This window comes from Parasphingorhabdus sp. (assembly GCF_036963805.1).
Lineage (GTDB): Bacteria > Pseudomonadota > Alphaproteobacteria > Sphingomonadales > Sphingomonadaceae > Parasphingorhabdus.
Genome location: NZ_JBALUN010000002.1, coordinates 357,034 through 369,690 on the forward strand (window position 1 = coordinate 357,034; position 12,657 = coordinate 369,690).

Genomic DNA, 12,657 nt, shown 5'->3' on the forward strand with positions numbered 1-12,657 from the left:
AAAATTAGCATGGGGTTTGAGTATGTCTGATGTGAATAGCGATGGTCTGGATCTGGACGATGAAAATCGTCTGCCTTGGCTGGAGTCGGCTGAAGATTATGATGATGAGGGCGAATATTCGCCCCTTCGTGTCGCATTATTTGTCGGACTTGCGATAGCGCTACTGGCTGCAATTGTTGGTGGTATTTACTGGATGCAAACCCGTGATGCCGGCGGTCTCAGCGGCGACGGTACATTGATCGCCGCGCAAGAGGGTGACTATAAAGTGCGCCCTAATGACCCGCAGTCCAAGAAGTTTGAAGGCGAAGGCGATGCCAGTTTTGCCGCGTCACAAGGGCAAGGCACCGAAGGTAAGCTTGGCACAACGCCTCCCGTCGAAGCGCCGATTAAAAAGACGGATACGGTTACCCCATCTGCCCCCGGTAGCGCGATGATCCAACTCGGTGCGTTTAGTTCTGCAGACCAAGCGAATAGTGCATGGTCCGGCTTTGCGCGGCGATTTGCTGACATTGACGCTTTGCCCAAGAAAATTACTCAGGGCACGGTAGAAGGTGGTACGATCTTTCGCCTTAACGCAGTGGCGCCCAATATATCGTCTGCGCAAAAAGTGTGTAACGGACTGAAGGCGGCTGGCGAAAGTTGTATTGTCGTCCCTCAATAAAGTCTCCAAAGCTGTGATATCTGGGGAAGCGCTGTGGATAACGGCGCTTTCTTCTTTACCGACCTGCTTAATTTCCGCATGATATAATCATGAATTTATACGCGGGATTGGGTAGAGTAAGATCATGAAACCGGTAGTTTTTGGTATGTCGGGATTGTGCCTGACCGCTGATGAAAAAGCATTTTTTAAAGACAGTGAACCCGCTGGCTATATTATCTTTGGCCGGAATGTGGAAAGCAAAGCTCAATTGCGGGCTTTAACCGACGAATTGCGCACGCTGCATGGCCGGGATGATGTCGCTATCCTGATTGATCAGGAGGGCGGCCGTGTTGCCCGAATGCAAGAACCGGTTTGGCCTAAATTCCCCGCAGGAGAGGTTTTCGACAAGCTCTATAATATCGCGCCAGCCACAGCTATTGAGGCGGCCCGACTGAACGCACAGGCGATTGCCGAAAGCCTTCGGGAAGTCGGCATTACCGTCAATTGCCTACCGCTGTTGGATGTACGGCAACCGGATACGGTTGATGCCATCGGCAATCGCGCTATGGGCAGCGAGCCGATGCAGGTCGCTGCGCTAGGGCGTGCTGTTATTGACGGACAGACAAGAGGCGGAGCGGTCAGTATCGTCAAGCATATGCCTGGTCATGGCCGCGCTGTGGTGGATAGCCATATGGAATTACCTAAAGTAACGGCGTCTGCTGAGGAATTGGAGATCGATATTGCTCCCTTCCGTGCGCTGTCCTCTGCTCCTATGGGAATGACTGCGCATATTGTTTATGATGCCTGGGACGCAGAGCGCTGCGCGAGCCTTTCGCCGACTGTCATCCAAGATATTATTCGCGGAGCGATCGGATTTGACGGACTGCTATTTTCGGATGACCTCGACATGAAGGCGCTGAAAGGCGAAGTGCCGGAGCGCGCCCGTGATGTTGTCGCGGCAGGTTGCGACATTGCACTTAATTGTTGGGGCCGGATGGACGAAATGGTCGGTATTGCTGACTTGCTGGGTGAGATTAGCGACATATCCCGCACGCGGTTAGACAGGGCGATGGCTTCGCTGGATGAAGCTAGCGCCCCCGTCGAGCTGGCTGATCTGCTTTCCCGCCGCGATGCTCTCTTGGCGGCAGCCTGATGGCCGAGGAGCTGGATACGGATGTAGATAGCGACTCAGAGAATTTCTTTTTTGCGCCGCCACAGGCCGAAGAAGATGTATCGCTGACTTTGAATATTGACGGGTGGGAAGGACCGCTCGACCTTTTGCTGGCCTTGGCACGAAACCAGAAAGTTGATTTGCGGGAAATTTCGATCCTTGAACTGGTTCAGCAATATTTAAAATATATTGCTGACGCACAGATTTTAAAACTGGAACTGGCGGCGGATTATCTGGTGATGGCGGCATGGCTGACCTATCTCAAATCCGGTTTACTGCTACCCAAAGATCCCGAAATTGATCCTTCTCCGGAAGAATTGGCACTCCGCCTTCAAATGCGACTGGAACGGCTCAATGCGATGCGGGATGCAGGGGCCAGATTGCTCGCGCGGGATCGGATTGGCCGCGATGTTTTTGCTCGCGGTGCTCCCGAAGGGTTGCGCGTGGTGAAAGACCGGCACTGGCAGGCAGAATATTATGATTTAATCTCCGCCTATGGGCGCGTAAAATTGCGCAGTATCCCGCCAGTTCATATTGTCAAACAGCGCATGGTTATGACGTTGGAAGATGCTTTGGCGCGGGTTTCACGTATGATTGGTGAAACGATTGACTGGATGGATATTCGTGCTTTTTTGCCACCCGGCGCATCGCCGCAATTGCGCAAATCTGCGCTGGCTTCTAGCTTTGTGGCGGCGCTTGAACTCGCGCGGCAAGGAAAGCTGCTGCTTAGTCAGAAGGGCAGTTTTGCGCCGTTAAAGTTGAAGGCAAGCTCTGATGGATAAACCAGATAAGGACGGTCGCAGCCTGATAATGGGCATGAATGCCGAAATGAATGAAATCACTCGCGCGGTAGAAGCGACATTATTCGCATCCGAATCCCCGATGACTATCGCAGACATCAAGCTTTATGTTGGCGAGGAAGCTGATATTCGTTCCGCTCTTAATGACTTGCAGAACGACTATTCAGGCCGCGGTATAGCTCTGGTTAAAACCGGCGACCGCTGGCATTTTCAAACCGCTCATGATTTGTCGCACTTGCTTCGCCGGGAACGTGCCGAGCTCCGTAAACTCAGCCGTGCTGGTATGGAAACGCTGGCGATCATCGCCTATCATGAGCCAGTCAGCCGGGCAGAAATTGAAGCCATTAGAGGCGTTCAGGTAGCAAAAGGGACATTGGATGTGCTAATGGAGACGGGTTGGGTTCGCCCTGCTGGTCGCCGTGAAGTTCCGGGAAGACCGCTTATTTATGCGACAACGGCAGAGTTTTTGACCCATTTCGGGTTGCAAAGCCGTAAGGAACTTCCCGGTATGGATGACCTGAAAGCAGCCGGTTTGCTTGACCCTGTCGATCTGGCATTGGACCAGATGGAGACGGATGGAGAAGATGAATTGCCATTGGAGCAGGCATCTGATGAAGAGACCGCACAAGAAAATGATGATGACTCTATCGATTCACTGGATAACGCAGTGGAAAGCGCTTAAGTAGAGGGTGTAAATCAGGAGATTTTTGATGCAACCGAGTATTTGGCAGATTTTAATTGTAGCAGCGTTGGTGCTAATCCTGTTCGGTCGCGGCCGGATTTCGGAGATGATGGGTGATGTCGGAAAAGGCATTAAGTCCTTCAAAAAAGGCCTCACCGAAGAAGAGGAAAGCGTGAAAGCCGCTGCCCAGATTGACAGTAAATCAGTCGATATCAGTGCAGATAAATCGACCACATCGGACAAGATCGCTGGCTAAGGCTGGCTTGCCGGCCATAGCGGCGCACAAATATGTTTGAGCTATCCATCTCTGAGATTGCGATTATCGTGATTGTTGCTGTCGTCGTGATTGGTCCCAAAGAACTGCCGCGCGCGTTAGCGACTGCTGGCCGTTGGATGGCCAAGGCTCGTGGTATTATGGGTAATTTCCGAAGCGGTTTTGATGCCATGGTCCGCGAAGCCGAACTTCAGGAAATGGAAAAGAAATGGGCCTCTGAAAATGAGCGCATTATGTTGGAACATCCGACCATTTCTGATGATGAGCCGGTGATGGAAGCATTGGGTGGACCGCCTTCGGAAAAGTACTCAAGTTCCGCTACCGGAGAGGCTGATTTGCCGTCTGACAATGAAGCACCTGCAAAACCGGCGGAAAAGCCTGACGCATGAACGAACAGTCCTCGCCTGATATCGATGACAGCAAAGCGCCGTTGATCGAGCATCTGATCGAACTGCGCAAACGACTTGTCTGGGCTGTGGCGGCTTTGGCGATAGCATTCCTGATCAGCTTTTATTTTGCGGACGAAATATTTGGGCTATTGGTCAGACCGCTCACCGATGCCTTCCCGCCGGGAGAAGGGAAGCTGATCTATACCAAGCTTTATGAAGCTTTTTTCGTGGAAATAAAGGTTTCGATGTTCGCAGCCTTTTTTCTCGCTTTTCCGGTTATTTCAAACCAGCTCTGGGCCTTTATTGCGCCGGGGTTATATGCAAACGAAAAAAAGGCATTTTTGCCATTTCTGTTCGCCACGCCGATATTATTCGCTGCGGGAGCGTCGCTTGCCTATTTTGTCGTGATGCCAACGGCATTTCGGTTTTTTCTTGGCTTTGAAGGCGAAGTCGGCGGGTTGAAGCAAGAGGCCTTGCCGGCGATGGGAGATTATCTATCTCTCGTTATGCAGTTCATTCTGGCCTTTGGGATCTGTTTCCAGTTGCCGGTTCTGCTATTGCTTCTCAACCGTGCGGGATTGGTGACCCGTGAGCAGCTGAAAGGCTGGCGCCGATATATGATGGTTGGCGCTTTTCTGTTGGCCGCGATATTAACCCCACCAGATGTCGTGTCGCAATTCCTTCTCGGCATCCCGCTTATCCTGCTCTACGAGGCTTCTCTTGCTATTATGTGGTTTACCGAGCGCAAAAAATCGAAGGCTGCACAAGCGGAGTAAAATCCCGTTAGCATGGGATGCCTGGTTAAGGGCTCAGGCTGCTAACGGGTTTTAAAATATATTCTAATCAATCGCGTCTTCGCCGGCACGCCCGACTGATTCTACGTCTTTTCCAACGCCCTGAACCGTGTTGCAGGCTGCCAGCAAAAGTGTTGATGAAATTATCATTGATACCAAAATCTTGCGCATATTAATTCTCCTGATGGAATAGATTAGTCAATGACCCGTTCGCCGGCCCGGCCAACGGATTTAATATCATCGCCCACACCCTGCACAGTGTTGCACGCACCCAGCAAAAGCGCTGAGGAGAGGACGATGGAAGCGATAATTTTGCGCATAGTGGTAACTCCTTATTTTGTGTTTCTAGCAAAAATAAGGAGTTACCTGATTCCCGCTAAAAACTGAATTTCGCGCTTACACGAATATCACGTCCTGAGAGCGGTACATAATCTTTCGTGAACGAAGCATGACGACGGGCGTTTACGTCGAATATATTATTGGCGGAGGCCAGTAATGTGACGCCGCCATTTTTGCCTAAAGGTCGCCATGCCGCAGATGCATTGACCATCGTGAAACTGTCCGTGCTTGTTTCAAAGGCGGCGACACGATTTTGGCTGTCCGACCACTCCAGTTCCGCGCGCAGATCAACCGCATCACTTTGTGCCTCGATACCGCCCAATAAGCGCAGCGGCGGAATCCGTGGAACCGGTCCGCCGCCATCTTTGATATTCGCATGGATATAATCGGCTACCCCGTCCGTAACGAAATCGAACCCGCCAGCATGGGCTAGAGTGAAGGAGGCTGAGGCCTCGACACCATAATAGGTCGCATCCTGTTGAAAATATTGGAAAATGGGTAATCCACCTTCTTCCACCCCAGTTTCAGCCTCAAAAATATAATCATTGAAAAGATTGGCAAAAACTGTGGCACTTAGTTGGATATCGTTTGCGTCCCAGCGCGCATATAGTTCCCCGCCCCAGCTTTTCTCCGTGGAAAAGTCAGGGTTTCCGGTTTCATAGGCCTGCGTGGCAATATGGGGGCCATCGGACAATAGCTCTTCCGCCGATGGAGCCCGCTCTGATCGGGAGAGGTTGACGCCGATTTTAAAGCCACTTTGCTCTGGAGCGTAAGCAAAACCAAGTGCGCCTGTAAAACTGTCAAAACTACGGTCAAAATTAACGGCGTTGGCTGAGATATTCGTGTTGTCGTATCGTGCAGCGGCTTCCACTTCAAAATTGCCAAGATCTATTTCTTGTACGGTAAATAATGCCCAGCTTTCGACCGAGTTTTTGGGGACAAAGGCTTCTGCACCAATAGCGTTGAAATCTCGCGCCAATAGCTGCGTACCGACAACGCCGCGCCAGCCATTGCGGTTGCTTTGCACCAGTTCCGCCCGTGCTTCGATACCTTCGACTTGGAAAACAGTACCAACTTCGTCGCCTTCATATTCGGTATGTTCATAGTCAGAATAGCCTGCCCGCAGGTTAAGCGATTCAAAAAAACCACCCATATTTACGCCGGCGCGCAGATCGGCTCGATATTGTTTTAGGCCGATAGTAACCGGCCCTTCTTCTTCATGGCCCTCTTCTTCAGCACCACCTTCTGTATGGGCATGTTCCGTGCCCGGACGGGTCGGTATGCCATAGTCCGTATCATAATAGCCGACAGAAAAGCCGATATTACCGCCATCGCCAATATAGGCGAGGCCGGTTGCTGCGTTGACAGTGCGACTGGCCGTATTGGGGACGGAGCCGCGTCGATTGGCAGTTTCGGTCAGTTCGGCTGCTTCATCAAGATGGCCTTCTTCGGTCTCTTCAGCTGCTGCAGCGAGGACTTCTCCGCGCAGTTCCGGTGCCAATACGAATCCAGCGATGTTGACATCGCCGGTATTCCGGTAGCTTCCGTTGACGTGGAAAACGAAAGAGTCGGTCAGCGGCACGTCAAGCGATCCGCCTATGCTCCAATCATTAGCGGCGCTGCCGTAACCACCGACAGCATCCAGATGGAATGCTTCATCTGGTACATCACGAGGAATCCGCTTGTCGATAACATTTACCGCTCCGCCAATTGCATCACCGCCAAACAGCAAGACCGCTGGTCCACGTAGTACTTCGATGCGCTGGGCGGTCAGCGGATCAATTGTCACAGCATGGTCAACCGACGTATTGGATGCGTCCAGTGAACCAATGCCGTCCGTCAACACCTTGACCCTCGGTCCCTGAAAGCCGCGTAATACTGGACGTGATGCGCCAGGTGCAAAGCTGGTCGACGAAATGCCGGGAAGGCTCGTCAAGCTGTCCCCTATTTGGCCGCGCAAGTCTTCAGTTAATTTATCGCCGGATAACACTGACGTACCGGCCAATATATCAAGCTTTTTGACATAAGGTGCCGTCACAACAATCGCATCGTCATTGTGGAAATCATCAGCCGTACCGCGCTGTTGTTGCACACCGGATATATCAGGCGATGTACTATGTTGGGCTTCTTGTTGAGCAAGGGCAGGGGCGATGGGGCTGATGAGTAGTGCGGTCGATAGTAAATATTTTATCTGGGGCATGGATATTCGCCTGATTAACAAGGTTAGGGGAAACGTCACTCGCCTTTAAGTCTAATGATATAACATATCAATTGATAATTTCGGCCTAGTCGCCAAGCTGAGTGAAATTTGCTATGAAATGGAACCGCTATCATTGAGAGGAGATGAACTATGAGCCAATGGAAAGAAGAGGGTTATCACATCGTAACACCCTATCTGACCGTCGATGATGCGGCGGCGGCCATCGAATTTTACAAAAAAGCCTTTGGCGCGGAGGAAGTCATGCGTTTGCCGATGGGCGATAAAATCGGCCATGCCGATATATTAATCGGCGACAGCCACGTGATGCTGTCCGACGAATTCCCCGATATGGATAAGCTTGGTCCGAATAAGCGCGGCGGCGGAACTTGCAGCCTGATGATATATGTTGAGGATAGCGATGCTGCTTTTGAGCAAGCCGTCAGTGCAGGCGCGACCGCAGTGCGGCCCGTGGAGGATCAATTTTTCGGAGATCGGTCTGGTTGGGTGAAAGACCCATTTGGTCATGAATGGACCTTGTCCACGCATATTGAAGATGTCAGTCCGGAAGAGATGAATAAACGGATGGCTGAGATGATGGCTGAGGGAACATAGGGTCCTATAACTATTTGTCATTCTGAACTTTTTGTTCTCGGCGGCCTTCGATTGAGGATTTAATACCGCAACCGTTGCAAACTAGATCCAGAAACAAGTTCAGGATGACGAGCTGGTGATATTTGGTTATTATCAACCTCATGACCTTCACCAAAAAAATCCTGCTGCTCGGTTCCGGCGAACTGGGCCGTGAATTTACCATTTCTGCCAAACGCCTTGGGGCATTTGTGATTGCCTGTGATGCTTATGAAAACGCGCCAGCGATGCAGGTCGCGGATGCGAGTGAAGTTTTTTCCATGCTCGATGGCGATAAATTGCGCGCGGCGATCGAAAAGCATAAGCCCGACCTGATTGTGCCTGAAGTGGAAGCCATCCGTACCGAAATTCTCGCCGAAGTGGAGGGCGAGGGATATAATGTTGTTCCATCCGCTCGTGCGACCCAGCTGACGATGAACCGCGATGCCATTCGCGATGTCGCGGCGCAGGAGTTGGGGCTGACGACCTCGCGCTATCATTATGCCGAGAGTTTCGCCGAGGTGCAGGCCGCTGCAGATGATATCGGGCTACCCCTTGTTATCAAGCCGGTCATGTCATCTTCTGGCAAGGGGCAGAGCAAGGTTGATAATGCCGACGCGCTCGAAACCGCCTGGACTTACGCCGTTGACAATATGCGCGGTGACCGCGCCCGCGTGATTGTCGAACAGTTTATCGATTTCGATTATGAAATTACCCTGCTGACGGTCCGAACGCGTGACGCTGTCCTGTTTTGCCCGCCAATCGGCCATAGGCAGGAACGCGGCGATTATCAGGAAAGCTGGCAACCGGCTGCGATGTCTGAGGATGCGTTAACAACTGCTCAGGACATGGCGCGAAAGGTCGTTGATAATCTTGGTGGTTACGGCTTATTTGGCGCTGAGTTTTTTGTGACCAAGGATGGAGAGGTTATCTTTTCCGAACTCAGCCCGCGCCCGCATGATACGGGTATGGTAACCCTAATCGGCCAGAATTTAAGCGAATTTGATCTTCATGCCCGTGCTATCATGGCGCTTCCCATTCCGCATATTGCGCTGACCGCTCCAGCCAGTGCCAGCGCGGTGATATTGGCGGATCGGGATAGCGAGGATTTTGCTTTTACTGGTGTCGCGGAGGCTTTGGCTTTGGGCCGCGAAGGTGCGGAAGTGGATATACGGATATTTGGAAAACCGATCACCCGGCCCTATCGCCGGATGGCAGTCGCGCTGGCTACGGGTGCAAATAGCGACACAGCACGGCGTCTGGCGAAAAGCGCGGCGGATGCCGTCGGGATTGAATATCGTTAGTTGGCGGCTTCATTGCGCTGACTATAACCTCATTATACCGTCGTTCATCGACCGCTAAGCGTCTTTCGTCTAAAGTATGATTTCAAACGCAACCTTTTTGCCTTTGATACGCCGCTATTGTACCGGGGTATCAAACGTAAGAGAACACGGAGCTTTATGTCCCTAACAGGGGCAACATATCCTATCCATTGGAGAGACATATATGCGATTTTCAGTTTCCAGCCGCAAATTTTTTATGGGCGTCTCGACTGCCGCCTTGCTTGGGTTTAGCAGTAGCCCAGCCATGGCTGATGATCATGAGAAGAAGATGACCACAGCAGAACTTAACAAGATGAGCGCGAACGGAAATAGCGGAATGAAAAAAAGCTCTGACGACGCATTTGAAAATTCGATCATGCAAGAATGGACGGGCCCCTATGACGGTGTGCCGCCGTGGGATGAAGTGAAGATAGCCGATTTTCCCGCCGCTTTCGAACAGACGATGAAAGACATTAAGGCGAAATTTATTGCAGTGCGTGATAATCCTGAGCCAGCGACGTTTGAAAATACGACGGTACCTTTGGAACTGGCGGGCAATAGCGCCGATGAGCTGTTCGCAATATGGGGCGTGCATAGCAGCAACCTGTCGAACGATGAAATCCGCGAAATTCAGGGCATATGGTTACCAAAAATCTCCGCTTTCTTAGACGAACTAACCCTCGATCCCGTCATTTTCCAGCGTTATAAAGCCGTTTATGGTGGCCGTATGACCGCCGGTCTCGACGCAGAGCAATTGCGTTTGGTCGAACGGGATTATGAAAGTTTGGTCCGTAACGGCGCGTTGCTTAAAGGTGCAGACAAAGAAAAACTCATCGCGATGAATACGGACTTGTCCAAGGAATTTAATGAGTTTTCCAACAAGGTGCTCGCGGATGAGGAAACGTTTGTCTTTCTGACAGACGAGGCTGATCTGGCCGGCTTGCCAGCTAGTTTTGTAGCTTCCATTGCTGAAGCGGCCAAAGAGCAAGGTAAAGAGGGCTGGGCGCTGAAAAATACGCGTTCGGTCATGCAGCCGTTTATGCAAAACTCTACCCGCCGCGATCTGCGTGAGAAAATCTATAACGCCTATATTAACCGCGGTGACAATGGCGACGCGAACGACACCAACGCGACAATCGCCAAGATATTGAAACTGCGCTCTGATCGGGCGAAGCTATTGGGATTTGAAAACCACGCCCAATACCGAATGGCCGATACCATGGCGAAAGACCCCGAAACCGCGATGGAATTGATGATGAAAGTCTGGCCGGCTGCTGTCGCGCGGGTGAAAGAAGAAGTCGCGGATATGCAAGAGATTGCAGATGCCGAGGGCGCTGGTATCACTATCAAGCCATGGGATTATCGTTTCTATGCGGAGAAAGTCCGCAAAGCCAAATATGATCTCGATGAAACGGAGATTAAGCCTTATTTCCAACTGGACAATATGGTTGCCGCGATGTTTGATGCCGCGAACAAACTCTATGGCATGAAATTTACCGAAAATACCGGCAGTGTTCCGGTTTTCGATCCTGAAGTCCGCACCTTTGAAGTGAAGCGCGGCGACAAGCTGGTCGGGCTTTTCTATCTCGACAATTTTGCGCGTACGGGCAAACGGTCCGGCGCGTGGATGACGACCTATCGCAGCCAATATGATTTAGGCGGTAAGAACCGTTATGTGCTGGCGTCTAACAATAATAACTTCGTTAAAGGCGGGAAAGGGTCTCCCACTTTAATAAGTTTGGATGATGCCTCCACTCTGTTCCATGAATTTGGCCATGCGCTGCATTATCTCAATTATGACATTAAATATCCGGGACTGGGCGGCACACCGCGCGACTTTGTTGAATATCCGAGTCAGGTGAACGAAAATTGGCTGTTGACCCGCTATGTGCTCGATAATTATGCGAAACATGCGGAAACCGGTGAGCCTATGCCTCAGGCTTTGGTCGACAAGATCAACAAATCAAAAACCTTCAACGAAGGCTTCTCAACGGTCGAATATCTGTCATCCGCGATTATTGACATGAAGCTGCATAATCGCGCCGAACCTGTCACCGATCCTGATGCGTTTGAACGTGAGGCCTTGACTGAAATTGGCATGCCGGACACGATTGTCATGCGTCACCGTCTGCCACAATTTAATCATCTCTTTTCGTCCGATGCTTATTCAGCAGGCTATTACAGCTATTTATGGTCGGAAACCATGGACGCGGACACCTGGGCGGCCTTTGAAGAGACAGGGGATGTCTGGGACAAGGATACGGCGGAACGCTTCCGTTCGATCGTGCTTTCCACAGCGAATGAAACGGATCGGAAAGATGCATATCGCGAGTTCCGCGGCCGTGACCCTGAAGTGAAATATATCCTCAAGAAACGCGGATTTCCTGTACCCGGTGAGGCGACTGGCGACAATTAAGCCGCTCATTGAGAGATATAAAAAGGGCGCGCTAGCCGAGAGGTTAGCGCGCCCTTTTCTTTGCTTGTCGTGGTTATCTAGAAACGAACACCAACTCCGGCTAGGACCTGATGCCGGTCGAGGTCAATGCCGATCGAGCTATTGTCCGAGAATAGTTCATCGTCATATTTCATGCTGCTATAGTTGGAATAGCGATATTCCAGTTTCACATAGCCCGGGCCGACTAATTGTTCGACACCGGCACCCACACGGAAACCGTCGATGGACTGCCCATCATCATAATCCAGTTCATAACCGTCATCTTCGGCGCGGTCCTGAAACCGCGATTCGACGCGGGTGTTAGTGTAACCACCTTTAGCATAGACCAAGGTACGCGGCGCGACCTGAACGCCCACACGGGCACCGAGATAAAGGTCACGATTGACGTTGATGCGATATCCAAACGGCGCAGCAACGTCTTCGCTGGTACTCTGCTTTCCGGTTGAGTCCATATATTCACCTTCGAGACCGACGACTACGCCGCCAAGATCGAAATCATAACCGACTGCTGCACCATAGGCGAAACCATCAACCGACTGGTCGATGCCGTTATCTTCAAAAATGCCGTCTTCGTCTGTGTCAATATCGACATCGCTGCCGGAACGAAGCTGGTCATAGCCGCCGAGAATTTCGATACGGGGACCGGAGAAGGGGGATTTCTCCTGTGCTTGCGCGGCTGCCGGTAGCAATATGCTGCCAGCAAGGAGAGAGTATACTAGGGGGGATTTCATATTTTACTCCACTTTGACTACTTAAAAAAATCTGCACAAAACACATGTACAGACATCGTGATGTCCAATTATTTGAACACGACCCCGATGCACAAATTTAACTGAACAAGGGGTGATATGGTTCCGTCGTTCGTCGCATATTTGCAATATGATGAAGATTGCCAGAATCTGTTGCATTTCCGCCACGCACCTGACAGGTTTTATATTGCAACTTTATAAGAGGAAATTGATGT

General features: G+C 51.2%; 14 protein-coding genes. 10 read left to right on the forward strand and 4 right to left on the reverse strand.

Annotation, left to right across the window (positions count from 1 at the left end; all coding sequences use genetic code 11):
* The first annotated feature begins 22 nt into the window (after positions 1-22).
* The 7 genes from V7676_RS08335 (at position 23) to tatC (ending at position 4,732) form a co-directional block, all read left to right on the forward strand.
* Positions 23-661, forward strand: coding sequence for an SPOR domain-containing protein (locus V7676_RS08335; RefSeq protein WP_335659231.1), 639 nt, complete (start codon positions 23-25; stop codon positions 659-661).
* A 124-nt stretch (positions 662-785) separates the two neighbouring features.
* A complete protein-coding gene (gene nagZ / locus V7676_RS08340) occupies positions 786-1,793 on the forward strand; it encodes a beta-N-acetylhexosaminidase (protein WP_335659232.1) in 1,008 nt (335 codons plus the stop codon).
* Positions 1,793-2,593, forward strand: coding sequence for a segregation and condensation protein A (locus V7676_RS08345; protein ID WP_335659233.1), 801 nt, complete (start codon positions 1,793-1,795; stop codon positions 2,591-2,593). Before nagZ ends, V7676_RS08345 begins: the two co-directional genes overlap by 1 nt.
* Positions 2,594-2,627: 34 nt before the next feature.
* Positions 2,628-3,293, forward strand: a complete 666-nt coding sequence (gene scpB, locus V7676_RS08350) for an SMC-Scp complex subunit ScpB (protein WP_335659545.1) — start codon at positions 2,628-2,630, stop codon at positions 3,291-3,293.
* A 28-nt stretch (positions 3,294-3,321) separates the two neighbouring features.
* Positions 3,322-3,549 carry a twin-arginine translocase TatA/TatE family subunit gene (locus V7676_RS08355; RefSeq protein WP_442955419.1) on the forward strand — a complete coding sequence of 76 codons (228 nt, stop codon included), beginning with the start codon at positions 3,322-3,324 and terminating at the stop codon, positions 3,547-3,549.
* A 32-nt stretch (positions 3,550-3,581) separates the two neighbouring features.
* Positions 3,582-3,956 carry a Sec-independent protein translocase protein TatB gene (tatB, locus tag V7676_RS08360; protein ID WP_335659235.1) on the forward strand — a complete coding sequence of 125 codons (375 nt, stop codon included), beginning with the start codon at positions 3,582-3,584 and terminating at the stop codon, positions 3,954-3,956.
* Entirely contained in the window at positions 3,953-4,732 is a 780-nt protein-coding gene (gene tatC / locus V7676_RS08365; protein WP_335659236.1) for a twin-arginine translocase subunit TatC, read from the forward strand. Before tatB ends, tatC begins: the two co-directional genes overlap by 4 nt.
* Positions 4,733-4,795: 63 nt before the next feature.
* Here tatC and V7676_RS08370 read toward each other — a convergent pair whose 3' ends face one another.
* The 3 genes from V7676_RS08370 to V7676_RS08380 are packed head-to-tail and all read right to left on the reverse strand — an operon-like array spanning position 4,796 to position 7,289.
* A complete protein-coding gene (locus V7676_RS08370) occupies positions 4,796-4,921 on the reverse strand; it encodes an entericidin A/B family lipoprotein (protein ID WP_335659237.1) in 126 nt (41 codons plus the stop codon).
* Between the two features lie 23 nt (positions 4,922-4,944).
* Positions 4,945-5,070, reverse strand: coding sequence for an Entericidin EcnA/B family protein (locus V7676_RS08375; protein WP_335659238.1), 126 nt, complete (start codon positions 5,068-5,070; stop codon positions 4,945-4,947).
* 56 nt (positions 5,071-5,126) lie between these two features.
* Positions 5,127-7,289 carry a TonB-dependent receptor gene (locus tag V7676_RS08380; protein WP_335659239.1) on the reverse strand — a complete coding sequence of 721 codons (2,163 nt, stop codon included), beginning with the start codon at positions 7,287-7,289 and terminating at the stop codon, positions 5,127-5,129.
* A gap of 150 nt (positions 7,290-7,439) precedes the next feature.
* On the opposite strand from V7676_RS08380, the gene V7676_RS08385 reads away from it, so the two are divergent.
* The 3 genes from V7676_RS08385 (at position 7,440) to V7676_RS08395 (ending at position 11,654) form a co-directional block, all read left to right on the forward strand.
* Entirely contained in the window at positions 7,440-7,901 is a 462-nt protein-coding gene (locus V7676_RS08385) for a VOC family protein (protein WP_335659240.1), read from the forward strand.
* Positions 7,902-8,041: 140 nt separating this feature from the next.
* Complete coding sequence (gene purT / locus V7676_RS08390; protein ID WP_335659241.1) at positions 8,042-9,220, forward strand: formate-dependent phosphoribosylglycinamide formyltransferase; 1,179 nt, start codon at positions 8,042-8,044, stop codon at positions 9,218-9,220.
* 202 nt (positions 9,221-9,422) lie between these two features.
* The gene (locus tag V7676_RS08395) at positions 9,423-11,654 is read left to right on the forward strand and encodes a M3 family metallopeptidase (RefSeq protein WP_335659242.1); all 2,232 of its coding nucleotides are present in this window, start codon (positions 9,423-9,425) and stop codon (positions 11,652-11,654) included.
* 77 nt (positions 11,655-11,731) lie between these two features.
* On the opposite strand, the gene V7676_RS08400 is transcribed toward V7676_RS08395, so the two are convergent.
* The gene (locus tag V7676_RS08400; protein WP_335659243.1) at positions 11,732-12,424 is read right to left on the reverse strand and encodes an outer membrane protein; all 693 of its coding nucleotides are present in this window, start codon (positions 12,422-12,424) and stop codon (positions 11,732-11,734) included.
* Between the last annotated feature and the right edge of the window lie 233 nt (positions 12,425-12,657).